The following is a 24,664-nucleotide window of genomic DNA, read 5'->3' on the forward strand; positions in this document are numbered from 1 at the left end:
CCGGCGGTTATTGATGAGAGAGTAAAACGACATGAAATGGCTATGTTCTGTAGGTGTCGCCGTCAGCCTGGCGCTGCAACCTGCGCTGGCAGAGGATTTGTTTGGCAATCACCCGCTCACGCCTGAAGCGCGGGATGCGTTTGTCACGGAATTGCTCAAGAAAATGACGGTCGATGAGAAAATCGGCCAGCTGCGTCTGATCAGCGTCGGCCCGGATAACCCGAAAGAGGCCATCCGAGAGATGATCAAAGACGGGCAGGTAGGGGCCATCTTTAATACCGTCACCCGCCAGGATATCCGCAAGATGCAGGACCAGGTGATGGATCTCAGCCGCCTGAAGATTCCGCTGTTCTTCGCCTATGACGTGGTGCACGGCCAGCGTACCGTCTTCCCGATTAGCCTCGGCTTAGCGTCTTCCTTTAACCTCGACGCGGTGAAAACCGTCGGGCGCGTGTCGGCGTATGAAGCGGCGGACGACGGCCTGAACATGACCTGGGCGCCCATGGTGGACGTCTCGCGCGATCCGCGCTGGGGCCGCGGCTCGGAAGGCTTTGGTGAAGATACGTACTTAACCTCCACGATGGGTAAAACCATGGTGGAAGCGATGCAGGGTAAAAGCCCGGCGGACCGCTACTCGGTGATGACCAGTGTCAAACACTTTGCGGCCTATGGCGCGGTTGAAGGCGGGAAAGAGTACAACACCGTCGACATGAGCCCGCAGCGCCTGTTCAACGACTACATGCCGCCGTACAAGGCAGGGCTTGATGCGGGCAGCGGCGCGGTGATGGTAGCGTTGAACTCGCTGAACGGCACGCCTGCGACGTCCGATTCCTGGCTGCTGAAAGACGTGCTGCGCGACCAGTGGGGCTTTAAGGGCATCACCGTTTCCGACCACGGCGCGATTAAAGAGCTGATCAAACACGGTACCGCCTCCGATCCGGAAGACGCGGTGCGCGTCGCGCTCAAGTCCGGCATCAACATGAGCATGAGCGACGAGTACTACAGCAAATACCTGCCTGGGCTTGTGAAGAGCGGCAAGGTAACGATGGCGGAGCTGGACGATGCCGCGCGCCACGTGCTGAACGTGAAATACGACATGGGGCTGTTTAACGATCCGTACAGCCACCTGGGCCCGAAAGACTCTGACCCGGCAGATACCAACGCTGAAAGCCGCCTGCATCGCAAAGAAGCGCGTGACGTGGCGCGCGAAAGCCTGGTGCTGCTGAAAAACCGCCTCGACACGTTGCCGTTGAAAAAATCCGGCACCATTGCCGTTGTGGGGCCGCTGGCCGACAGCAAGCGCGACGTGATGGGCAGCTGGTCTGCCGCGGGCGTGGCTGACCAGTCCGTGACCGTGCTGACCGGTATCAAGAGTGCCGTCGGTGAAAACGCCAAAGTGGTCTATGCCAAAGGGGCGAACGTTACCAACGATAAAGACATCGTGACCTTCCTCAACCAGTACGAGGAAGCGGTGAAGGTCGATCCGCGCACGCCGAAGGAGATGATTGACGAGGCGGTGAACGCCGCTAAGCAGTCTGACGTCGTGGTCGCGGTCGTGGGGGAAGCGCAGGGTATGGCGCACGAAGCCTCCAGCCGTACCGATATCACGATTCCACAGAGCCAGCGCGATCTGATCGCAGCCCTGAAAGCGACCGGCAAGCCGCTGGTGCTGGTGCTGATGAACGGTCGCCCGCTGGCGCTGGTGAAAGAAGACCAGCAGGCTGACGCCATTCTGGAAACGTGGTTCGCCGGTACCGAAGGCGGTAACGCCATCGCCGACGTGCTGTTTGGGGATTACAACCCGTCGGGCAAGCTGCCGATGTCCTTCCCGCGCTCCGTCGGGCAGATCCCGGTTTACTACAGCCACCTGAACACCGGTCGTCCGTACAATGCTGACAAGCCGAACAAGTACACGTCTCGTTACTTCGACGAAGCTAACGGCCCGCTGTATCCGTTTGGTTACGGCCTGAGCTACACCACCTTTAAGGTCTCTGACGTGAAAATGTCGGCGCCGACCCTGAAGCGTGACGGCAACGTTACCGCCAGCGTCGAGGTAACCAACACCGGCAAGCGCGAAGGGGCTACGGTGATTCAGATGTACGTTCAGGATGTTACCGCGTCGATGAGCCGTCCGGTGAAGCAGCTGCGCGGCTTCGAGAAGGTCAACCTCAAGCCTGGGGAAACCAAAACCATCAGCTTCCCGATCGACGTGGATGCGCTGAAGTTCTGGAACCAGCAGATGAAATATGATGCGGAACCGGGCAAATTTAACGTCTTTATCGGCGTGGACTCCGCCCGCGTGAATAGAGGCGAGTTCGAGCTGCTGTAACCTTTCCCTCCTTTGCCTCCCCCCGTCCTGCGGGGGAGGCGTCTTACCTTATGCTAAAAAGGCATTTTGACGGTTAATTCCGCCGTTTTAAGCTACGCTTTTCTCTCAAGCCTCTGAAAAAGGCAGCAAAAAAATGAGGATAGCGGAATGACGATTGCAAAGGGGATGTTGGGATCTGCGGTGTTACTGGCGGCGCTGAGCCTGCCGTTACAGGCGGCGGAGCCGGTAAAAGTGGGCTCAAAGATCGATACCGAAGGCGCGCTGCTCGGTAATATTATTTTGCAGGTACTGGAAAGTCACGGCGTGAAAACGGTCAATAAAGTCCAGCTCGGCACCACGCCCGTCGTGCGCGGCGCGATTACATCCGGCGAGCTGGATATCTACCCGGAATACACCGGCAACGGCGCATTCTTCTTCAAAGATGAAAACGATCCGGCATGGAAAAACGCCAAAGCCGGGTATGAGAAAGTCAAAAAACTCGACGCGGAACAGAACAAACTGGTCTGGCTGACCCCGGCACCGGCCAACAACACCTGGACTATCGCCGTGCGCAAGGACGTGGCGGAGAAAGGGAAGCTGACTTCTCTGGCGGATCTCAGCCGCTACCTGAAAGAGAAGGGCGACTTTAAGCTGGCTGCGTCCGCGGAGTTTATCGAGCGTCCTGACGCGCTTCCGGCGTTCGAAAAAGCCTACGACTTCAAGCTCGACCAGGCTCAGCTGCTCTCGCTGGCGGGCGGGGATACGGCGGTAACCATCAAAGCGGCGGCGCAGCAAACCTCCGGCGTTAACGCGGCAATGGCCTACGGCACCGACGGCCCGGTGGCGGCGCTCGGCCTGCAAACCCTGACCGATCCTAAAGGCGTACAGCCGATTTACGCTCCGACCCCGGTCGTGCGTGAGACGGTACTGAAAGCCTATCCGGAGATTGCCGAATGGCTCAAACCGGTTTTCGAAAAGCTGGATGAAAAAACGCTGCAGCAGCTGAATGCCAGCATTGCCGTCGAGGGGCTGGATGCCAAAAAAGTGGCCGCCGACTTCCTGAAACAACAAGGGCTTGTGAAGTAACGGGAAAGGGCTGTGCCAATAAAATGTCATAACCGCGTCCTGCTGCTGCTGGCCTGCGTGGCCATCACGGCGGTCGCGTTACCGTTTGTCAACGTTGCCCCAAACCGCCTGATGTCGGGGGAGGGCAAAGCGCTCTGGCAGGTCTGGTCGTTTACGCCGGGGTGGCTTGTGGTGTCGCTGAGCGCGTGGGTGATCCTGTCGCTTTGGCAGGGACGCCCGGCGCAGTGGCTGACGCTGCTCCTCTCTGAAGGGCTCTTCATCGTGCTGTTCTGGAGCGCCGGGCTGGCGGCGACGCATATGGCATCGGCGGAAAGTCCGCTCGCGAGAACCACTATCGGCAGCGGCCTGTGGCTGTGGCTGGCGCTGTGTCTGCTGGCCTGCAGCGATGCCATTCGTCGACTCATCGCCAGCGCGGTCTGGCGCTGGGTGCTCAATGCGCAGATATGGTGTATTCCATTGTTCCTGCTGTTCAGCGGTGAGCTGAACAACCTCTCGCTGCTAAAAGAGTACGCCAACCGTCAGGAGGTGTTTGATGATGCCCTCGCGCAGCACCTGACGATCCTCTTCGGTACGCTCTTTCCGGCGCTTCTGGTTGGGATCCCCCTTGGCATGTGGTGCTATCGCCATCCTTCACGCCAGGGTGGGGTATTTGCCGTACTCAACGTTATCCAGACCATTCCTTCCGTTGCGCTGTTTGGCCTGCTGATTGCGCCGTTGGCCGGGCTGGTGAAGTCATTCCCGGTGCTCGGAACGCTCGGTGTCGCCGGGACGGGGTTAACGCCCGCGCTTATCGCGCTGGTGCTGTATGCGCTGCTTCCGCTGGTGCGCGGCGTGGTCGCGGGCTTAGGTCAGGTCGCACCTGACGTGCTGGAAAGCGCCCATGCGATGGGAATGAGCGCGCGTCAGTGTTTCTGGAAGATTCAGCTCCCGCTGGCGCTGCCCTTGCTGCTGCGCAGCCTGCGTGTGGTGGCGGTTCAAACCGTCGGCATGGCGGTGATTGCGGCGCTGATTGGCGCGGGTGGCTTTGGCGCGCTGGTGTTCCAGGGGCTGCTGAGCAGCGCTCTGGATCTGGTGCTATTGGGCGTGGTGCCCACGATTGCGCTGGCGGTGGTCGTCGACGCATTGTTTGCCTTATGGCTCGCGCTGCTCGGGAGAAGAGCCAATGATTGAATTTCATGATGTCAGTAAAACCTTTGCCGGTCGCCCGGCGGCGAGCCATCTGAACCTGAACTTTGCCGAGGGGGCGTTCTCCGTGCTGATTGGCACCTCGGGCTCGGGAAAATCCACCACGCTGAAGATGATCAACCGTCTGGTTGAGCATGACAGCGGGCTGATTCGCTTTGCCGGAGAAGAGATCCGCAGCCTGCCGGTGCTGGAGCTGCGCCGTCGGATGGGCTATGCCATTCAGTCTATCGGCCTGTTTCCCCACTGGACGGTGGCGCAGAACATCGCCACCGTGCTGCAGCTGGAGAAGTGGTCGCGGGCGAAAATCGCTGACCGGGTGGATGAACTAATGTCCCTGCTGGGTTTAGAGCCCGCGCTGCGCGATCGCTATCCGCACCAGCTTTCCGGCGGGCAGCAGCAGCGCGTGGGCGTGGCGCGCGCGCTGGCGGCCAACCCGCAGGTACTGCTAATGGATGAACCCTTCGGCGCGCTGGACCCGGTCACGCGCGGGGTGCTGCAGGCGGAGATGACCCGCATTCACCGCATTCTCGGACGCACGATCGTTCTCGTGACGCACGATATTGATGAAGCCCTGCGCCTGGCCGACCATCTGGTGCTGATGGATCATGGCGAAGTGGTGCAGCAGGGCTCGCCGCTTGAGCTGTTAACCTGGCCGAAGAACGACTTTGTGCGCGAGTTTTTTGGCCGCAGCGAGCTGGGCGTCAGGCTTCTCTCCCTGCGGACGGTCAGCGACTATATGCGCCGGGAAGAGGTGCCGGTGAGCGGCGAACCGCTGCAGGCGCAGATGAGCCTGCGGGATGCCCTCTCCGCGTTTGTCGCGCGACAGTGCGAGGTATTGCCCGTCTCGGATGACCGGGGGGCTCCGTGCGGAACCTTACATTTTCGCGATCTGCTGGCCGGGGAGGTGACGCGTGAAGGCACTGCGTGATCCGCTCCTCTGGCTGGTAGCGCTCTTTGTCGCCTTGCTGTTTCTGATGCCCCACAGCGCGGCGCTGTTTAACAGCCTTTTTCCCGGGCTGCCGCGGCCGGTGTATCAGCAGGAGAGCTTTATTAATCTCGCCCTGGCGCATCTCTGGCTGGTGGCACTCTCAAGCGCTATCGCGGTCGTGCTGGGCGTGGGGGCGGGCATCGCGGTCACGCGGCCTGCGGGCCGGGAGTTTCGCCCGCTGGTGGAGACGATTGCGGCCATTGGTCAGACGTTCCCCCCGGTGGCGGTGCTGGCGATAGCGGTTCCGGTGATGGGCTTTGGTCAGCAGCCGGCGATCATTGCGCTGATTCTATACGGCGTATTGCCGGTGCTGCAGGGCACGCTGGCGGGCCTCGCGGCGGTACCGGCGTCAGTGCTGAGCGTGGCAGAAGGGATGGGGATGAGTCGCGGCCAGCGGCTGCGCAAGGTTGAACTGCCGCTTGCGGCGCCGGTTATTATTGCCGGGATCCGCACGTCGGTCATCATTAACATCGGGACGGCGACCATTGCGTCGACGGTCGGTGCCAATACGCTGGGGACGCCGATCATTATCGGCTTAAGCGGGTTTAATACGGCTTATATTGTGCAGGGGGCGGTGCTGGTCGCGCTGGCGGCCATCGTCGTCGATCGCCTTTTTGAGCGGCTGACGCTGTACCTCAGCCGACACCGCCGCGAACAATAAACGAGTACCCTGCCAGCATCACGCCGCCGATACCGCTCACGGCCATCAGGACAAAAAGGGTAATAATGGCCAGTTTGGTTGCCTTCATCATGTGCTCCTGTTGTTAACGGAACAATTATACGGTGAAGCGCAGCTGTTAATGAACCATTAAATGCCGTTATGGCTCATCCGGCCCAAGGGAATAAACCGGGTAACCATTTTCTCGCCATTCCATCAGAAGCTGCTGCTGCGTGGCGGACGGCACTTCGCCACACCAGACCAGCAGGGTCTGGCCGTCGAAAAACTCAGGCTTAAGCTGAGCCAGCGAGTGCGCCAGAACATCCACGCGCCAGCCCTTCTGGGTGGCAATCCACGCTTCCAGCCACAGGCGGGTGGTATCGTGCACGTTCCAGCCGACTACCAGCGCATCTTTTCCGGCTTTGTTCTTCGCTGAGGCAAGGCAGACGGCAATATAGTTGATCAGCACCCCGTCGAGCATGCTGAGCAGCGCCTGCAGGGTGGACTGCTGGCACTGCAGGCGTCGACGGAGCGGAATGAAAAGATGGGAGATCAGCGTCTGTGCCGGATAGTCGCGGCCCTGCTCTTTTATCCATGCGCGCAGGCGCTGAAGATTGCCTGCCTGCAGGAGCCGCAGCAGGGTTTCCTGTTGTTCGCGCCAGAGGTGCTGCGTGTCCGGGTCGTCGTGGCTCAGCAGAGACTTCACTTTGCCGACCTGCACCCCGTTGTCGATCCAGCTCTTAATCTCGCGGATGCGGTCAATATCGGCCTCATTGAAAAGGCGATGCCCGCCGTCGGTCCTTTGCGGTTTGAGCAATCCATACCGTCGCTGCCACGCCCGTAGGGTAACGGGATTGATATCACAAAGGAGTGCCACTTCACCTATCGTGTAAAACGCCATATTCGCCCCCTGGCTTACGCGTTCCCAGCTTAACTGTAGACCCACTTTTGCGAACCAGGAAGGGTTGATTGATTTTTGAACAAACAATGCGAAGCATGCACGATATTCAGAAAAAGGTGTGATAACGGACACGATTTTGTGCTTTTTTGGAATGCTTCAAAGAAAGTAACCCCGCATCAGTGTATGTTACGCGTTTTTAGCGTGTGCGGTTTTGAGTATGTACGAGTTTAATCTGGTGCTGCTGTTGCTTCAGCAGATGTGCGTGTTTCTTGTCATTGCCTGGCTGATGAGCAAAACGCGCCTGTTTATCCCGCTGATGCAGGTCACCGTTCGTCTGCCGCATAAGTTGCTCTGCTACGTCACCTTCTCTATTTTCTGCATCATGGGGACTTATTTTGGTCTCCATATCGAAGACTCTATTGCCAACACGCGCGCGATTGGCGCGGTGATGGGGGGGCTGCTGGGCGGTCCCGTCGTCGGTGGCCTTGTCGGTTTAACCGGGGGGCTGCATCGCTATTCCATGGGCGGGATGACGGCGCTGAGCTGCATGATCTCCACGATCGTGGAAGGGCTGCTCGGCGGCCTGGTGCACAGCTATATGATTAAGCGCGGCCGTCCGGATAAAGTCTTCAGCCCGCTCACCGCCGGAGCCATTACCTTTGTGGCCGAAATGGCGCAGATGGCGATCATTCTGCTCATTGCCCGTCCGTTTGAAGATGCGCTTCACCTGGTCAGCAGCATTGCCGCCCCGATGATGGTGACTAACACCGTGGGTGCGGCGCTGTTTATGCGCATTCTGCTCGACAAGCGCGCTATGTTTGAGAAGTACACCTCGGCGTTTTCCGCCACGGCGCTGAAGGTCGCCGCCTCGACCGAAGGGATCCTGCGCCAGGGGTTTAACGAAGAAAACAGCATGAAGGTCGCGCAGGTGCTCTACAAGGAGCTGGATATCGGCGCGGTGGCCATAACCGACCGCGAGCGGCTGCTGGCTTTTACCGGCACCGGGGACGATCACCATCTGCCGGGTAAACCGATCTCCTCAGCCTATACGCTGCGCGCCATCGAAACCGGCGAAGTGGTGTATGCCGACGGTAACGAAGTGCCTTATCGCTGTTCGCTGCATCCGCAGTGCAAGCTGGGCTCCACGCTGGTGATTCCGCTGCGCGGGGAAAATCAGCGGGTGATGGGGACTATCAAGCTGTATGAGGCAAAAAACCGTCTTTTCAGCTCGATCAACCGCACGCTGGGGGAGGGGATCGCCCAGCTGCTGTCCGCACAAATCCTCGCCGGACAGTATGAGCGGCAGAAAGCCCTGCTGACGCAGTCTGAAATTAAGCTGCTGCATGCCCAGGTCAACCCGCATTTCCTGTTTAATGCCCTCAACACGCTCAAAGCGGTGATCCGCCGCGACAGCGATCAGGCCGCGCAGCTGGTGCAGTTTCTGTCGACCTTTTTCCGCAAGAACCTGAAGCGGCCGTCTGAGATCGTGACCCTCGCCGACGAGATTGAGCACGTGAACGCCTATCTGCAGATTGAGCAGGCGCGTTTCCAGTCGCGCCTGCAGGTGACGCTCTCCGTGCCGGACGAGCTGGCGTATCAGCACCTCCCGGCTTTTACCCTGCAGCCTATTGTCGAAAACGCCATTAAGCACGGCACGTCACAGCTCCTGGGTACAGGGGAGATAACCATTGCCGCCAGCCGTTTTAACCACCATCTGGTGCTGGATATTGAAGATAATGCCGGGCTTTACCAGCCTTCCGCCTCCGGCGGTTTAGGGATGAGCCTGGTGGATAAACGCCTGCGCGCCCATTTTGGCGATGACTGTGGCATTACCGTCGCCTGCGAGCCCGACCGATTTACCCGTATTACCGTACGACTGCCGCTGGAGGAAAACGCATGTTAAGAGTGCTGATTGTGGATGACGAGCCGCTGGCACGGGAAAACCTGCGCGTTCTGCTGCAGGAGCAGCCGGATATTGAGATTGTGGGGGAGTGCGCCAACGCCATTGAGGCCATCGGCGCGGTGCACAAGCTGCGCCCGGACGTGCTGTTCCTTGATATTCAGATGCCCCGCATCAGCGGGCTGGAGATGGTCGGCATGCTCGACCCGGAACATCGTCCCTACATCGTGTTTCTGACGGCGTTCGACGAATATGCCGTTAAGGCCTTTGAGGAGCACGCGTTTGACTATCTGCTCAAGCCGATCGAAGAGAAGCGCCTTGAAAAAACGCTCACCCGTTTACGCCAGGAGAGGACCGCACAGGACGTCACGCTGCTGCCGGAGAACCAGCAGCCGCTGAAGTTTATCCCCTGCACCGGGCACAGCCGGATCTATCTTCTGCAGATGGATGATGTGGCGTTCGTCAGCAGCCGCCTGAGCGGGGTGTTTGTCACCAGCGCGGAAGGGAACGAAGGATTTACCGAGCTGACACTGCGCACGCTCGAGAGCCGCACGCCGCTGATCCGCTGCCACCGCCAGTATCTGGTGAACATGGCGCACCTGAAGGAGATCCGCCTGGAAGATAACGGCCAGGCCGAACTGGTGCTGCGTGCCGGGCAAACGGTACCCGTCAGCCGCCGCTACCTGAAGAGTTTGAAAGAGGCGATTGGGCTGTAAAGCTGGTACACTGCGCGCCATTGCATCATCGACATTCGAAGGCTCTATGCTAAGTAACGATATTCTTCGTAGCCTGCGCTACACCCTGAAAGCGAACAATAACGACATGGTGCGCATTCTTGCGCTGTCCGACATGGAATCCACGTCTGCGGGTTTTGACACGTGGATGACCAAAGAAGACGAAGAGGGCTTTGTCCGCTGCCCTGATATCATTCTGTCGGGTTTCCTGAACGGCCTGATTTACGATAAGCGTGGCAAAGATCCTGCCGCGCCAGAGCTGGCGCTGGAGCGTCGCGTGAACAATAACACGGTGCTGAAAAAGCTGCGTATCGCGTTCTCGCTGAAAACGGACGATATCGTGGCGATCATGACCGAGCAAAAATTCCGCGTATCCGTGCCGGAAGTCACCGCCATGATGCGCGCGCCGGATCATAAAAACTACCGCGAGTGCGGCGACCAGTTCCTGCGTAATTTCCTGCGCGGGCTGACCCATCGGGTGCATCACCCGAAGGCGTAAAGGCGGTAGGGGCGGCCTGATGACCTCACCCCGACCCTCTCCCTCGGGGAGAGGGAGAAAACAAAATGCCATAAAAAAAGCCGGAGAGAATCTCCGGCTTTTTTGTTATTTCACCTGCTGACCCGGCTTCGCGCCTTCGTCAGGGCTTAACAGGAAGATATCTTTCCCGCCAGGGCCTGCGGCCATCACCATCCCTTCAGAGATGCCGAAGCGCATTTTACGCGGCGCCAGGTTCGCCACCATCACGGTCTGACGACCGATCAGCACCTGCGGGTCCGGGTAGGCTGAACGGATGCCGGAGAAGACGTTACGCTTCTCGCCGCCCAGATCCAGCGTCAGGCGCAGCAGTTTGTCAGAACCTTCCACGAATTCCGCGTTTTCGATCAGCGCCACGCGCAGGTCGACTTTAGCGAAATCGTCGAAGGTAATGGTTTCCTGAATCGGATCGTCTGCCAGCGGGCCGGTGACCGGTGCCGCAGCCGCTTTAACCTCTTCTTTAGACGCTTCTACCAGGGCTTCAACCTGCTTCATCTCGATGCGGTTGTACAGCGCTTTAAAGGTGTTCACCTTGTGGCCGAGCAGCGGCTGCTGGATGGCATCCCAGGTCAGTTCGGTGTTCAGGAACGCTTCGGCACGGGCCGCCAGCTGTGGCAGAACCGGCTTCAGGTACGTCATCAGCACGCGGAACAGGTTGATGCCCATAGAGCAGATCGCCTGCAGATCGGCATCGCGACCTTCCTGTTTAGCGACAACCCACGGTGCCTGCTCGTCCACGTAGCGGTTTGCCAGGTCGGCCAGCGCCATGATTTCGCGCACGGCTTTACCGAACTCACGAGTTTCCCACGCGTCGCCAATGGTAGCTGCCGCGTCGGTAAAGGTTTTGTACAGGGCAGGGTCAGCCAGTTCAGCGGCCATCACGCCGTCAAAGCGTTTGGCGATAAAGCCCGCGTTACGGGAGGCCAGGTTCACCACCTTGTTGACGATGTCCGCGTTCACGCGCTGCACGAAATCTTCCAGGTTCAGGTCGATATCGTCGATGCGGGAAGAGAGCTTCGCGGTGTAGTAGTAGCGCAGGCTGTCCGCATCGAAGTGGTTCAGCCAGGTGCTGGCCTTGATGAACGTCCCGCGGGACTTGGACATCTTGGCGCCGTTCACCGTCACGTAGCCGTGAACAAACAGGTTGGTTGGCTTGCGGAAGTTGCTGCCTTCCAGCATGGCCGGCCAGAACAGGCTGTGGAAGTAAACGATGTCTTTACCGATGAAGTGGTATAGCTCTGCCGTGGAATCTTTCTTCCAGTATTCGTCGAAGCTCACGGTGTCGCCACGCTTGTCGCACAGGTTCTTGAAGGAGCCCATGTAGCCGATTGGCGCGTCCAGCCAGACGTAGAAGTATTTGCCCGGCGCGTTCGGGATTTCAAAGCCGAAGTACGGCGCATCGCGGGAGATATCCCACTGCTGCAGGCCGGATTCGAACCACTCCTGCATTTTGTTCGCCACCTGCTCCTGCAGCGCGCCGCTGCGGGTCCACGCCTGCAGCATTTCGCTGAAGGACGGCAGGTCGAAGAAGAAATGCTCGGAGTCACGCATGACAGGCGTGGTGCCTGAAACCACGGATTTCGGCTCGATAAGCTCGGTCGGGCTGTAGGTTGCGCCGCACACTTCGCAGTTATCGCCGTACTGGTCCGGGGATTTACATTTCGGACAGGTGCCTTTGACGAAACGGTCCGGCAGGAACATGCCTTTTTCCGGATCGTACAGCTGAGAGATGGTGCGGTTTTTGATAAAACCATTCTCTTTCAGACGGGTGTAGATCAGCTCCGACAGCTCGCGGTTTTCGTCGCTGTGCGTGGAGTGATAGTTGTCATAGCTGATGTCAAAGCCAGCAAAATCAGTCTGATGCTCCTGACTCATTTCGGCAATCATCTGCTCCGGGGAGATCCCCAGCTGCTGCGCTTTCAGCATGATCGGCGTGCCGTGGGCATCGTCCGCACAGATGAAATTAACCTCGTGGCCGCGCATTCGCTGGTAACGGACCCAGACATCAGCCTGGATATGCTCCAGCATGTGGCCGAGGTGGATTGAGCCGTTGGCGTACGGCAGTGCGCACGTTACCAGAATTTTCTTCGCGACTTGAGTCATAGTAGGCATTACTTCTTTTAACTGTGAAAAGGGTTTTCGATCTTACCAAAAGGGGCATTATTAAGTAAGCACAAACCACGGCCTTTCAGGTAAACTTGTTCATCTAAGGTCTTATTCACAAGAACAAAGGAGTCGGGATGAGTTCTCAATCCCAGGCCAAATCACCGGAAGCCTTACGAGCAATGGTCGCCGGGACGCTGGCTAACTTTCAGCATCCAACCCTGAAGCACAATCTCACTACGCTGAAAGCGTTACACCACGTTGCCTGGCTGGACGATACCCTGCACATTGAACTGCAGATGCCGTTCGTCTGGACCAGCGCCTTTGACGCACTGAAAGAGCAGACCAGCTCTGAGCTGCTGCGCATTACCGGCGCGAAGGCGATTGACTGGAAGCTGAGCCACAGCATTGCCACGCTGAAGCGTGTGAAAAACCAGCCGGGCATTAACGGCGTGAAAAACATTATCGCCGTCAGTTCGGGCAAGGGTGGGGTAGGTAAATCCTCCACGGCCGTCAACCTGGCGCTGGCGCTGGCGGCGGAAGGGGCAAAGGTCGGTATTCTTGATGCCGATATCTACGGCCCGTCTATTCCGAACATGCTGGGCGCGGAAAACCAGCGTCCAACCTCACCGGACGGCACCCACATGGCGCCAATCATGGCGCACGGTCTGGCGACCAACTCCATCGGTTATCTGGTGACTGACGATAACGCCATGGTCTGGCGCGGCCCGATGGCCAGCAAAGCGCTGCTGCAGATGCTGCAGGAGACGATGTGGCCGGATCTGGATTATCTGGTACTGGATATGCCGCCGGGCACCGGTGACATTCAGCTGACGCTGGCGCAAAACATTCCGGTCACGGGGGCCGTTGTGGTGACGACGCCGCAGGATATCGCGCTGATCGACGCCAAAAAAGGCATCGTAATGTTCGAGAAGGTGGAAGTGCCGGTGCTCGGTATCGTTGAGAACATGAGCATGCACATCTGCAGCAACTGCGGTCACCACGAACCTATCTTCGGTACCGGTGGCGCAGAAAAACTGGCCGCGAAGTATCACACCCAACTGCTTGGGCAGATGCCGCTGCACATTACCCTGCGTGAAGATTTGGACAGCGGAAAACCGACGGTCGTCAGCCGTCCGGACAGCGAATTTGCAGATATGTATCGCCAGCTGGCGGGACGCGTTGCGGCGCAGCTCTACTGGCAGGGCGAAGTGATCCCGGGCGAAATCGCGTTCCGCGCGGTGTAATACCTCTTCGCTTAGTGCCGGGTGGCGGCTTCGCCTTACCCGGCCTACGAAATACGGTTTTGTAGGTCAGGTAAGCGAAGCGCCACCTGACTTACTCTAGCCGATAATGCATCAGATAGTACTCTCCGTCCGGAGAATCACCCGTCGCCTCAATGTGCCAGCCGTGCCGCTGGTAAAACGCAATAGCCCGCGCATTCTTCACCAGACACTTAAGCGAACCCGTACTGGTAAACGTTTTCTGCACGTGTTCAAGCAACTCATGCCCGACGCCCATGCTCTGATACTGCGGATCTACAAACAGGTTGTGCAGGAAATTATCGTTCGTCCAGACGGAAGCAAAACCCAGGCGATGGCCGTTCTGCGTGGCAACCCAAATCACTTCGTCACGCGTTACCGCGTCAAAGTCTTCAAGCTGCCAGTCTGAACCGTCCAGCCATGGCCAGGCTTCACGCCGGGCGTGGAGGAAAAGCGTGCGCAGGAAAGGGCGATCGCTTTCCTGCCAGGGGCGAATCAGGATGGTATTAGCGGTGATAGAAAATATCTCCATTGTAGGCTTTGTAGATTTTGCCATCCGCATCGCCGATCAGCACATAGTTCTCGCCCATGTAGGTCCAGTGGGTTCCGGCATCCGGAGCCGGCAGGTTACGCAGCTGGTACTGTTTGATGGTGTACTCCGGCGTTTGATACTGCGCCGGCGCCGTGTCGCCAATTTTGAATTTCGTGAAGTCAGCGATGAACTCTTTTTCTTCATAGGCCTTGATGCCGGATGCCGCTTGTGGTGCTGCATTCGCCGCGCTTGCCAGAGACATCACGACACCCAGAAGCAGCCATTTACACTTAGCCATTTTTTCTCCAGTTGAACGGTTTTTAAGTTTGATTTTGCCTGTCAACAATACGGCAACCTGCCTATTTTAAATATCAGACTATGGCTTGTTCGAAAAAAAATGTAACAAAAATGAACCTACCTGATAACCGTTTTCCGTTTGGTAAGCCTCATCGATGAAATGATCTTCACCAGCAAACAGACGCGACACTTCTTTACAGCATAGTGGTGTAATGCCCGCTAAGATGACCTCCGTTAAAACACGAGGTCACAATGGACAACCGCAAAATCAATCGACTGCGCCGCTGGGCGCGGGAAGGGATAATACTCGTTCTGCTGACGCTGGCCGTAGTGTGGGGTGTGGATCAATACCGAAAACCGATGCTCCCCGCCAGTTTTAGCGCAACACCGATGCAGAGCATCGACGGCAACATTCACGATATCGCTGCGCTCAGCCAGGAGCGTCCGCTGCTGATTTACGTCTGGGCGACCTGGTGCAGCATATGCCGTTATACGACGCCCTCGGTTAATCAACTGGCAGAAGAGGGAGGGAACGTGGTGAGTATCGCCATGCGTTCTGGTGACAATGCAAAGCTTGCGCGCTGGGTTGAAAAGAAACAGCTGAAAATGCCGGTGATTAACGATGCAAACGGTGCTTTGTCGCAGCAATGGCAAGTGAGCGTCACGCCAACTCTGGTGGTTGTGTCGAAGGGGAACGTGGTGAGTACCACAACGGGCTGGACGAGCTACTGGGGATTGAAATTTAGGATGTGGTGGGCAGGGCTGTAAAAATAACCCCTCTCCCGGCGGAAGAGGGGTTTTGTGTTACTTAGCCAGAACTTCCTGTGCGGTGCGCTCAACCAGAGACAGCAGGATTTTGATATCTTCCAGCGTCACGGTTGGGTTCAGCAGCGTCAGCTTCAGGCAGGTCACGCCGTTATGCTCGGTCACACCGACGTTCGCACGGCCGGATTCCAGCAGCGCGTCACCAATTTTCTGGTTCAGCAGGGCGATGCCCGCGTCATCCGTCTGCACCTGACCGCGGAAGCGGAACAGAACGCTTGCCAGCTGCGGCTGCATAACCAGTTCCAGAGCAGGCTGCGCTTTCACGTAGGCCGCAACCTGCTGCGCCAGGGTCACGCCGTGATCGATGATCGCCGCGTATTGCTCCTGACCCAGCGCTTCCAGGCTCATCCACAGCTTCAGCGCGTCAAAACGACGGGTGGTCTGCAGAGATTTGGACACCAGGTTAGGCACGCCCGCTTCTTCATCGAACTCAGAGTTCAGGTAAGCCGCCTGATAGCGCATCAGCTCATAGTGACGCGCTTCTTTCAGCAGGAACGCGCCGCAGCTGATGGTCTGGAAGAACTGTTTGTGGAAGTCCAGGGTCACAGAATCCACCAGCTCAATGCCGTCAAGGTACTGACGATACTGCTCAGACATCAGCAGCGCGCCGCCCCAGGCTGCATCAACGTGTACCCAGATGTTCTGCTTCGCGGCCAGTTCTGCAATCGCGCGCAGCGGGTCGATAGCACCGGCATCGGTGGTACCTGCCGTCGCGACGATCGCCAGAATCTGCTCGCCGTTCGCATTGCACTGTTCAATTTTCGCCGCCAGATCGGTCAGATCCATGCGGGAGAATTCGTCCGTTTTCACCTGCACCACGGACTGGTAGCCCAGGCCCATCAGCGCCATGTTTTTCTGCACGGAGAAGTGCGCGTTCTCGGAGCACAGTACGCGGATCTTACGCAGATCGCCTACCAGGCCGTCCTGCTGAACGGAATGACCCTGACGCGCAAAGAACGCATCGCGCGCCAGCATCAGGCCCATCAGGTTGCTCTGGGTACCGCCGCTGGTGAAGACACCCGCGTCGCCAGCCTGATAACCCACGCGGGTACGCAGCCACTCGATCAGTTTGATCTCAATGATGGTTGCGGACGGGCTTTGATCCCAGGAGTCCATACTCTGGTTAGTGGCGTTGATCAGCACTTCCGCCGCCTGGCTTACGACCAGGCTTGGGCAGTGCAGGTGCGCCACACACTGCGGGTGATGAACGGACAGGCTGTCTTTCAGGAAGAACTCCACGGCGCGTTCAATCGCCGCTTCGTTGCCCAGCCCTTTCGGGTTGAAATCCAGCTTAATACGGTCGCGCAGTTCCGCGACCGTTTTGCCCTGGTACATCTCAGGCTGTTTCAGCCACTGCATCACAGCCTGAGTGCTTTGTTCAATCGCCTGCTGGTAAGCTTCAATGCTCTGCGCAGAGGAGAACAAAATTGGGTTTGAATCAGACATCGTAATCAACAACTCCGGTTACGCCGGGCGAACGCCCGCAGCAAGCAGTGCCTGCTCAAATTTATCCAGGAAGATCTTCAGCTCTTCATCGCTGATCAGCAGAGACGGCAGCAGACGCAGAACGATACCGTTACGACCACCGCGCTCCAGAATCAGACCGGCTTCGAAGCACTTCTTCTGAATCAGTGCAGACAGCTCGCCGTCGCCCGGGAAGCAGCCCATGTGGTCTGCGGCTTCGTGTGGCTTAACGATCTCGATACCGATCATCATGCCCAGACCGCGAACGTGGCCGATAACCGGGTAACGTTTCGCCATCTCTTTCAGCTGGCTTTTCAGCCATTCGCCTTGCGCAGCCACTTTGCCTGCGATGTTCTGGTCTTTCAGGATTTTCAGCGTCGTCAGACCGGTTGCCATCGCCAGCTGGTTGCCGCGGAAGGTACCGGTGTGGTGACCTGGGGCCCATGCGTCGAACTGCTTTTTGATGCCGAGCACGGCCAGCGGCAGACCGCCACCGACTGCTTTAGACATCACGATGATGTCTGGCTCGATGCCCGCGTGTTCGAAGGCGAAGAATTTACCGGTACGGGCAAAGCCAGCCTGAACTTCGTCGAGGATCAGCAGAATTCCGTGTTCCTGAGTCACTTTACGGATGCGCTGCAGCCACTCAGCCGGAGCCGGGTTCACGCCGCCTTCGCCCTGAACCGCTTCCAGGATCACAGCTGCAGGCTTACGCACGCCGCTTTCAACGTCGTTGATCAGGTTATCGAAGTAGTAAGTCAGCGCTTTCACGCCCGCTTCACCACCGATACCCAGCGGGCAACGGTATTCGTGCGGGTAAGGCATGAACTGGACTTCTGGCATCATACCGTCAACCGCTTCTTTCGGAGACAGGTTGCCGGTCACGGACAGTGCGCCGTGAGTCATGCCGTGGTAACCACCAGAGAAGCTGATGATACCGCTACGACCGGTCACTTTTTTCGCCAGCTTAAGCGCCGCTTCAACGGCGTCAGCACCGGAGGGACCGGTGAACTGCAGGCAGTACTCTTTGCCCTGACCAGGCAGCAGAGAGAGCAGGTATTCAGAAAACGCGTCTTTCAGAGGCGTAGTCAGATCCAGGGTATGTAACGGCAAGCCGCTGGTAATGACATTTTGGATGCTTTTCAGCACATCAGGATGGTTATGGCCAAGCGCAAGGGTCCCCGCGCCTGCTAAACAGTCAAGGTATTCTTTATTATCTGCATCGGTGATCCACACGCCTTCTGCTTTAGTGATGGCTAAAGGCAGTTTGCGCGGATAACTCCTGACGTTAGATTCAAACTCGGCCTGACGGGCCAGATAGGTTTCGTTGCTTTTGTGGGCATCTACGGTGTCAATACGGACTTTATCCGTCATCATATCACTCCTACAACCGCCGCTTCGTTATGAGCCACGATTGAATAAAAAGTTAAAAAACAGATGGGGGCCTGAAAAAAACGCCGCCAATATAGAGCCTTTTGCCACGGGGCTCAATGGTTAATTTGTTTACTGTTTTGTGACACGCGGCTGTAGCGAGGAAATATCCCCATTTTTAAAAAGAAAATTGCATTTTATGCCAAATAAAAACAGCGGGTTATGGCCCGTTTACCCGGTGTGTAAACACACGGAAAAGAGTGTGACAAAACGTGCCATCGAACGGCAAAAAAGAGGGGAACGCTCCCTGTTTTTGCGTCATGGGCAAAAAAGCAGGCTTACGTTACATGCGCAACGGAATCACGCAGTAAAAATGGACTTTCTACGCGCGTGGTTTCCAGATGCTCTTCACCGTTAATAATATGCAAGGCGCTCAGGCGACCAATTTCATAGTGCGGCAGTTGAACCGTCGTGAGTGGCGGCAGGAACAACTCTCCAATACCCACCATATTGTCATAGCCGATAACGGCGACATCTTCCGGTATGCGAAGCCCTTGCCCCAGCAGCGTCTGATACACCATAAACGCGATACGATCGTTGCCGCAGATAACCGCGTCAAACCGGGGAATGCCATTCTGGATGTGAGCCAGCAACACTGACGGAATGTCGCGGTAGTGCTCATCGCCGGGTGCCATATAGCTGTGCGCCAGGCCGTCCGGATCGAGCCCCGCTTCACGGCATGCACGCTCCAGCCCCTGACGACGACGGGTTGTGGCCAGATGCCCCTCAGGCAAATGCAGGCAGAGAGGTCGTCGATAACCCTCCGCGAGTAACGCCCGCACGGCGGTATATTGCCCCTGTTCATCATCGGGAATATAGCTGGCAACCTTTTCGCCGTCACTTTCGCAGTTGGCCAGCACGCAGGGAAGGGTGAGGAGTTTAGCCGGGAGAGGAACCTGACGTAGCCCCATGGTGGTGTAGATAATTCCGTCAGGCCGATGAGAGAGAAGAAGGTCGACAATGGCGTCCGGGTTGTCATCGGTAAACATATTCATCACGAAGCTGTTCCAGCCGTGCATTCTGGCCGTCTCTTCAATCGACAGCGTGATCTCCACCGAAAAAGGTGTCGTCACCGTATCGAGCGCCAGTACGCCTATGGTTTTAGGCGAGGCATGCGCGCGGCGTATTTTCTTGGCGGACAGGTCAGGAACGTAGCTGGTCTGCTCGATAGCCAGCTGAACGCGCGCCAGCGTTTCAGGTTTAAGGCGCTCCGGGCTATTCAGCGCGCGGGAGACCGTCATCAGCGATACGTTAGCCAGCTTTGCGACGTCCTTCAGGGAAGCCATTTTCTTACTCCGTTAATGCTCTGTGGGAAAGGGTATACAACTAAGTCGCTGATGTAAAAGGAAGGCTGATGCACAGGCCAGGCCATATTTAATTCAGTGATGAATATTTGATCGCGATCTCACTCTATCAATGTTAACGTTAACTTTCGTGATTAACATCTTAAATTTCCGCCAAACTGTATGAGAAAGCATAAATGTTAACGTTACCATAATGTCATTACTCCAACATGAGAATGTCATGATGAAAACGCATCACTCTCACAGCTACCCTTTATTAAGCGCATTACTGTTTTTCTTTTTTGTCACATGGTCATCTTCCGGCTCGTTGCTCTCTATCTGGCTCCATCAGGAGGTGGGGTTAAAGGCAGGGGATACGGGAGTCATCTATGCCGTGCTGTCCGTCTCCGCGCTGTGCGCGCAAATCTGCTACGGCTTCATTCAGGACAAACTTGGCCTGCGCAAAAACCTGCTCTGGTTTCTGACCAGCCTGCTCATTCTTTCTGGCCCGGCCTTCCTGATGTTTGGTTATCTGCTGCAGATTCACGTGTTACTTGGCAGCATTTTCGGCGGGATTTATATCGGCCTGACGTTTAACGGCGGGATAGGGGTACTGGAGTCCTATACCGAGCGCGTGGCCCGCCAGAGTCAGTTTGAGTTTGGCAAGGCGAGGATGTGGGGATCGCTGGGCTGGGCGGCAGCAACCTTTTTTGCCGGGCTCCTGTTTAACATTAACCCGAAGCTGAACTTCGCGGTGGCGAGCTGCGCCGGGCTGGTGTTTTTTGTGTTGCTGGCGCGCCTAAGAGTCTCTTCCGCGCCGCACGCCATGCAGGAGGCGGTATCCGGCGGTAAGGTCACGCTGGAGGATGCCTTACGTCTGTTGACGCTGCCGCGCTTCTGGGCGCTGGTGTTTTTCGTTATTGGCACCTGTATTTATGGCGTCTACGACCAGCAGTTCCCGGTCTATTTCTCCTCACAGTTCCCGACGCTGCAGGAAGGAAACGCCATGTACGGCTATCTCAACTCCTTCCAGGTTTTCCTGGAAGCGGCGGGCATGTTCTGCGCCCCGTGGCTGGTGAATCGCCTCGGTGCGAAAAACGGCCTGATTTTCGCCGGAATGGTGATGGCGATGCGTATGGTGGCATCGGGTCTGGTTGAGGGACCGGTATTGATCTCCATTACCAAGCTATTGCACGCGGTTGAACTGCCCGTTTTGCTGGTCTCCATCTTTAAATACAACAGCCTGCATTTTGATAAGCGGCTCTCTTCCACCCTCTATCTGGTGGGCTTTGCCTGTACAAGCTCGGTGATTGCCTCGGTCCTGTCACCGCTGGCAGGTTACAGCTACGAGAAATACGGCTTTGCCCAGTCCTATCTCATCATGGGGCTACTGGTCTTCAGCACCACGTTTATCTCCATCTTCCTGTTGCGCTCGGGTAAGTCCTCTTCTGACCCGCTCATGCCGCAACCTTCCACCATCTGATCAAAGAGTAGAGAAATGACGTATTCCATTACGAAAGCAGAACAGGAACTGCAGTCCAGGCGCGAAGGGCTTAACCTGCGCTGGTACCCCCGTTACCACCTCGCCGCGCGTGCTGGCTGGATGAACGACCCGAACGGCCTGGTCTGGTTTGACGGCTGGTATCACGCCTTTTATCAGCACCATCCGTATTCGACCCAGTGGGGGCCGATGCACTGGGGCCATGCGCGCAGCAAGGATTTAGTTCACTGGGAGCACCTCCCTGTTGCGCTGGCACCGGAAGGACCAGACGACAAGGACGGCTGTTTTTCCGGCTCGGCGGTAGTCGATGGCGATACGCTGGCGCTGATTTATACCGGACATAAATTCCACGGCGATCCTGGCGATGAGGCTAATCTCTACCAGGTTCAGTGCCTGGCAACCAGCCGTGACGGCATCCAGTTTGTGCGGCACGGGACAGTCATTAATACACCGCCCGGGCTGCATCACTTCCGCGACCCGAAAGTGTGGCGTGAAGGGGAGAGCTGGTACATGGTTGTCGGCGCGCGCGACGGTGAGACGGGCCAGGTGCGCGTATACCGTTCTGCCGATCTGCGCGAGTGGCTGGATACGGGCGTGCTTGCGGTGGCTGAAAAAGAGATGGGCTATATGTGGGAATGCCCGGACTTTTTTACCCTCAACGGTAAACGCGTGCTGATGTTTTCGCCTCAGGGGCTGGCGGCAGAGGGATTCAAAAATCGTAATCTTTTCCAGAGCGGCTACCTGTTAGGCGAGTGGCAGCCCGGCCAACCTTTTGTGCGTGAAGGGGAATTTGTGGAGATGGATCGCGGGCATGATTTCTATGCGCCGCAAAGTTTCCTGACTCCTGACGGCCGCCGCATTGTTATCGGCTGGCTGGACATGTGGGAATCGCCCCTGCCGGAACAGCAGGATGGCTGGGCGGGTATGCTTTCTTTACCGCGCGAGCTGACGCTGAGTGCGGATAACCATCTGCAAATGCGGCCAGCCAGAGAAGTTGAAGCCCTGCGCGGGGCGTGGTTCCCCTGGCCGATAAGTACACTTAATAACCAGCAGATGACGCTGGTGGAACACTGCGATGCGATGGAGGTCATTCTGCAATGGGATTGCACGAATAGCAGCGCGGAGCAATACGGCATTCGTCTCGGCGACGGCTTACGCCTCTATGTTGATGCCCAGATGCAGCGCCTGGTGCTGGAGCGACACTATCCACAGTATGGCCTGTGCGGTACCCGAAGCGTCGCGCTTAACCTGAACGACGCGCTCAGCCTGCGCCTGTTTTTTGACTGCTCTTCGGTGGAAGTGTTTGTTAACGAAGGTGAGGCGTGCCTCAGCAGCCGTATTTATCCTGATGCCGAATGCCGCGAGCTGGCGTTATTTGCCTGGACGGGAGGAGCATCGCTTATTCATGGCGGGGCGTGGCAGTTAGAGTAAATGTGTATTTAGTCATGTGCTAAAATAAAGCCCCATACAAATGGGGCTATGTAAATCTTATCAGGAGGGAGCGTAGTGCTAAGATCACATTTTTGATAATTGTGCGTTTACAACTCTCTCTTTCTCGACAACCAGCTGCATAATATAGTTACCCTTGTGCCATAAACCCTTATTTGGCTTCCAGCCTTTCGAAAGCAGATATTCAGCAGCATCAGATATTGGCTTATTCATAACGTGATCCGCTTCACCTGAAAACTGTTTAACATCGCCGCTTGCTTTGGCAGGCCTGCTGTCACAACGACCCGCAGCATCCATAACCTGAGTGCAGCCTTCAGGAAAAGGCTTATGTGCTGATTGTGCAAGTTGAGCAGCATTCTCCAAAGCCTGTTTTTCTGCAGCAGCGTTAATGGCTGATGTGCGGTTTTGCTCTGCAATATAACAAGCGTCTTTACTCACCCCCTTGCTTTGACAATCCGCCATCCGTTGCGCTGGTGAGGAACACGCAGCAAGAGATAATACTGCCGCTATCATCATTAACTTTTTCATTATTGCCTCAGTAATTACAATTATAAATATAGGTGCCTAACATCAAGCCGATCCATATCCCTAATAAAATAAAAATGAGATACAAAACAGCGGAGATAAAAATGTACTTTGTCATTTTCTTTGCGGGCAGCAATGTATTGAGTTATAGCCAGCTGATTAAAACTCATGGGCGATTTTTTTAGCTCACTGGCATTTTGTTTTAATACTGTAACATCACCATCCGTAAGATGCGGACGCCGCAACAATTTCATTGCCGTTAGATGTACCTGATGTAGAGAGGGTAGCAGCTACATTCTCAGCGAACTTATGACGGTAGCCGATTGCATAACCTTGCGCATCTTTGAAGTTGGCAGCACCGACGGCAACCGCGTTATCTGTATCAACGTAATGCAAACCAGCAAGAGAAGCAGCGCCAGCGATACCAGCACGATATTCCTTGCGATCCTCATTCTGCTGATTCTCCAGAGAAGAGAACTTAGCGTTATTTTGACTCTCTAACGCAATAATACGTGATTCATGATTCGCTAATTGTGCGCTGTGATTCTGAATCGTCGCTTCCTGTGTTTGCTGGCGTGACTGAACGGTAGCAACAGCAGCTTTATTCGCTGCGGCTACCGTTTGTGCATCGACAGCTAAAGATTGCGCATAAGCGCCCGTATTAAATGCCTGAGTCGCTTTGCCAGAGGCATCCTGAAGTGCTTGATCTTGTCTATCCTGATCGGCGTTGAAAATGCTTTTATCTACCTTACTTGCTAGCGCTTGAGTGTTGGCGTCTGCTTTGTTGTTCGCATTGGTCGCGGTGATGTCAGTTTTATCTATTCTCGTGTTTGTATCAATAATTGCTTGACCGTTAGTAATAACGCCTTGTAAAGCCGCGTCTGCTTTATTATTAGTGTTATCAATCAATATATTCTGTTTGTTATCAGTGATTGTCTGATCTGCTTTGTAATCGTCGACTTTCTGGTTAAGGATAGCGTTAGCTTGAGTGTTAGCATTTACGCCATCTTTAGCGGTGTTAGCTGTATCTTGTGCTTTATTAATAGCTGTATTTGCTCTGTCAATATCGCCCTGAAGGTTATAGATTTGCCCGTCTTGCTTAATGTTACTCCCCTCAATGTTATCAAGGTTATAGGCGGTTTTATCGGTACCCTGAATTTGAATGTGAGCACCTGGATTGTTGACGTTATCGTCAAGGTTTATGTTTGCTTCCGCAGCATTTGCAGTATTCATTGAACCAGCAAACACAAAACCAAAAACAGCGATAGCTGTTGTATTTAAATAGTTCATTTTAAAGCTCTCATCATCACTACAAGAAAAAATAAAGTAAGGGCGCTATCCTGGCGGGAAGATACAACGCCTTGTTATATCTGAAATAATTCACTATTAACGTTGAAAATTTTGGTTTGATAACTTATTTCGTAACGTGCAGTAACTATCTATGAATGTGTAATTTTGATTATTGATCTAAATCATAAATAGCAGGAATAGCAAAACGAACCGTTCCATAAAAGCTCGGCTTAATAATCTTATAATACAATAAGATAGCGATTCATAATGGATGAGAGTCAAATTAGATATAAAACACTAATACATTAAATATATTTAAGTGTTTTGATTTGAATGGGTTAATAATACACATAACAGTTTATGTAAATTTATGGTTTTTTGCCGATTATTTATTATCGAACCTTTCG

Annotated in this window: 22 protein-coding genes; 12 read left to right on the forward strand and 10 right to left on the reverse strand. The window is 55.8% G+C overall.

Annotated features, from left to right (window positions below; genetic code table 11):
• Positions 1–31: 31 nt before the first annotated feature.
• The 5 genes from bglX to F0319_RS06200 all read left to right on the forward strand — a co-directional run bounded on the left by bglX (position 32) and on the right by F0319_RS06200 (position 6,228).
• Positions 32–2,329, forward strand: a complete 2,298-nt coding sequence (bglX, locus tag F0319_RS06180; protein ID WP_149366486.1) for a beta-glucosidase BglX — start codon at positions 32–34, stop codon at positions 2,327–2,329.
• 147 nt (positions 2,330–2,476) lie between these two features.
• Positions 2,477–3,394 (forward strand): glycine betaine ABC transporter substrate-binding protein OsmF, encoded by a 918-nt coding sequence (osmF, locus tag F0319_RS06185; protein ID WP_149366487.1) that lies wholly within the window; start codon positions 2,477–2,479, stop codon positions 3,392–3,394.
• A 12-nt stretch (positions 3,395–3,406) separates the two neighbouring features.
• The gene (locus tag F0319_RS06190) at positions 3,407–4,564 is read left to right on the forward strand and encodes an ABC transporter permease (RefSeq protein ID WP_149366488.1); all 1,158 of its coding nucleotides are present in this window, start codon (positions 3,407–3,409) and stop codon (positions 4,562–4,564) included.
• Complete coding sequence (locus F0319_RS06195) at positions 4,557–5,507, forward strand: ABC transporter ATP-binding protein (protein ID WP_149366489.1); 951 nt, start codon at positions 4,557–4,559, stop codon at positions 5,505–5,507. The genes F0319_RS06190 and F0319_RS06195 overlap by 8 nt, the downstream gene beginning before the upstream one ends.
• A complete protein-coding gene (locus F0319_RS06200; protein WP_111965984.1) occupies positions 5,491–6,228 on the forward strand; it encodes an ABC transporter permease in 738 nt (245 codons plus the stop codon). The genes F0319_RS06195 and F0319_RS06200 overlap by 17 nt, the downstream gene beginning before the upstream one ends.
• Here the strand turns inward: F0319_RS06200 and F0319_RS06205 are convergent.
• A complete protein-coding gene (locus tag F0319_RS06205) occupies positions 6,203–6,316 on the reverse strand; it encodes a protein YohO (protein WP_008500895.1) in 114 nt (37 codons plus the stop codon). The genes F0319_RS06200 and F0319_RS06205 overlap by 26 nt on opposite strands.
• 69 nt (positions 6,317–6,385) lie before the next feature.
• Entirely contained in the window at positions 6,386–7,126 is a 741-nt protein-coding gene (gene mlrA, locus F0319_RS06210) for an HTH-type transcriptional regulator MlrA (RefSeq protein WP_115875827.1), read from the reverse strand.
• Positions 7,127–7,343: 217 nt separating this feature from the next.
• Between mlrA and F0319_RS06215 the strand changes: the two genes are divergently transcribed.
• The 3 genes from F0319_RS06215 to F0319_RS06225 are packed head-to-tail and all read left to right on the forward strand — an operon-like array spanning position 7,344 to position 10,259.
• Complete coding sequence (locus F0319_RS06215; protein WP_063143803.1) at positions 7,344–9,029, forward strand: sensor histidine kinase; 1,686 nt, start codon at positions 7,344–7,346, stop codon at positions 9,027–9,029.
• Positions 9,023–9,742, forward strand: a complete 720-nt coding sequence (gene btsR / locus F0319_RS06220; protein WP_045908659.1) for a two-component system response regulator BtsR — start codon at positions 9,023–9,025, stop codon at positions 9,740–9,742. The genes F0319_RS06215 and btsR overlap by 7 nt, the downstream gene beginning before the upstream one ends.
• A gap of 46 nt (positions 9,743–9,788) precedes the next feature.
• Positions 9,789–10,259, forward strand: a complete 471-nt coding sequence (locus F0319_RS06225) for a YehS family protein (RefSeq protein ID WP_149366490.1) — start codon at positions 9,789–9,791, stop codon at positions 10,257–10,259.
• 105 nt (positions 10,260–10,364) lie between these two features.
• Here the strand turns inward: F0319_RS06225 and metG are convergent, their stop codons facing one another.
• Positions 10,365–12,398: a methionine--tRNA ligase gene (gene metG / locus F0319_RS06230; RefSeq protein WP_149366491.1), complete on the reverse strand. Its 2,034-nt coding sequence runs from the start codon at positions 12,396–12,398 to the stop codon at positions 10,365–10,367.
• 137 nt (positions 12,399–12,535) lie between these two features.
• Here metG and apbC point away from each other — a divergent pair, with 137 nt between their 5' ends.
• Positions 12,536–13,645, forward strand: a complete 1,110-nt coding sequence (gene apbC / locus F0319_RS06235) for an iron-sulfur cluster carrier protein ApbC (RefSeq protein ID WP_149366492.1) — start codon at positions 12,536–12,538, stop codon at positions 13,643–13,645.
• A 91-nt stretch (positions 13,646–13,736) separates the two neighbouring features.
• On the opposite strand, the gene F0319_RS06240 is transcribed toward apbC, so the two are convergent.
• Both F0319_RS06240 and F0319_RS06245 read right to left on the reverse strand, forming a co-directional pair.
• Positions 13,737–14,216, reverse strand: a complete 480-nt coding sequence (locus F0319_RS06240) for a GNAT family N-acetyltransferase (protein ID WP_149366493.1) — start codon at positions 14,214–14,216, stop codon at positions 13,737–13,739.
• A complete protein-coding gene (locus tag F0319_RS06245; protein ID WP_149366494.1) occupies positions 14,167–14,490 on the reverse strand; it encodes an RcnB family protein in 324 nt (107 codons plus the stop codon). Before F0319_RS06245 ends, F0319_RS06240 begins: the two co-directional genes overlap by 50 nt.
• 251 nt (positions 14,491–14,741) lie before the next feature.
• Between F0319_RS06245 and F0319_RS06250 the strand changes: the two genes are divergently transcribed.
• Positions 14,742–15,257 carry a protein disulfide oxidoreductase gene (locus tag F0319_RS06250; RefSeq protein ID WP_149366495.1) on the forward strand — a complete coding sequence of 172 codons (516 nt, stop codon included), beginning with the start codon at positions 14,742–14,744 and terminating at the stop codon, positions 15,255–15,257.
• A gap of 36 nt (positions 15,258–15,293) precedes the next feature.
• Here F0319_RS06250 and F0319_RS06255 read toward each other — a convergent pair whose 3' ends face one another.
• From F0319_RS06255 to F0319_RS06265, 3 genes are all read right to left on the reverse strand, one after another.
• Complete coding sequence (locus tag F0319_RS06255; protein ID WP_149366496.1) at positions 15,294–16,760, reverse strand: pyridoxal phosphate-dependent decarboxylase family protein; 1,467 nt, start codon at positions 16,758–16,760, stop codon at positions 15,294–15,296.
• A gap of 18 nt (positions 16,761–16,778) precedes the next feature.
• The gene (locus F0319_RS06260; protein WP_047624397.1) at positions 16,779–18,155 is read right to left on the reverse strand and encodes a diaminobutyrate--2-oxoglutarate transaminase; all 1,377 of its coding nucleotides are present in this window, start codon (positions 18,153–18,155) and stop codon (positions 16,779–16,781) included.
• Between the two features lie 332 nt (positions 18,156–18,487).
• Positions 18,488–19,495: a LacI family DNA-binding transcriptional regulator gene (locus tag F0319_RS06265; protein WP_149366497.1), complete on the reverse strand. Its 1,008-nt coding sequence runs from the start codon at positions 19,493–19,495 to the stop codon at positions 18,488–18,490.
• A 238-nt stretch (positions 19,496–19,733) separates the two neighbouring features.
• Here F0319_RS06265 and F0319_RS06270 point away from each other — a divergent pair, with 238 nt between their 5' ends.
• Together F0319_RS06270 and F0319_RS06275 are read left to right on the forward strand one after the other, a co-directional pair.
• Positions 19,734–20,975, forward strand: coding sequence for an MFS transporter (locus F0319_RS06270; protein ID WP_149366498.1), 1,242 nt, complete (start codon positions 19,734–19,736; stop codon positions 20,973–20,975).
• Positions 20,976–20,990: 15 nt separating this feature from the next.
• Complete coding sequence (locus F0319_RS06275; RefSeq protein ID WP_149366499.1) at positions 20,991–22,424, forward strand: glycoside hydrolase family 32 protein; 1,434 nt, start codon at positions 20,991–20,993, stop codon at positions 22,422–22,424.
• A gap of 84 nt (positions 22,425–22,508) precedes the next feature.
• Here F0319_RS06275 and F0319_RS06280 read toward each other — a convergent pair whose 3' ends face one another.
• Complete coding sequence (locus F0319_RS06280) at positions 22,509–22,970, reverse strand: hypothetical protein (protein WP_149366500.1); 462 nt, start codon at positions 22,968–22,970, stop codon at positions 22,509–22,511.
• 213 nt (positions 22,971–23,183) lie between these two features.
• Positions 23,184–24,257, reverse strand: coding sequence for a YadA C-terminal domain-containing protein (locus F0319_RS06285; RefSeq protein WP_149366501.1), 1,074 nt, complete (start codon positions 24,255–24,257; stop codon positions 23,184–23,186).
• Between the last annotated feature and the right edge of the window lie 407 nt (positions 24,258–24,664).

Origin of the sequence: Enterobacter vonholyi, assembly GCF_008364555.1 — a bacterium.
In the GTDB taxonomy this organism is placed as follows: domain Bacteria; phylum Pseudomonadota; class Gammaproteobacteria; order Enterobacterales; family Enterobacteriaceae; genus Enterobacter; species Enterobacter vonholyi.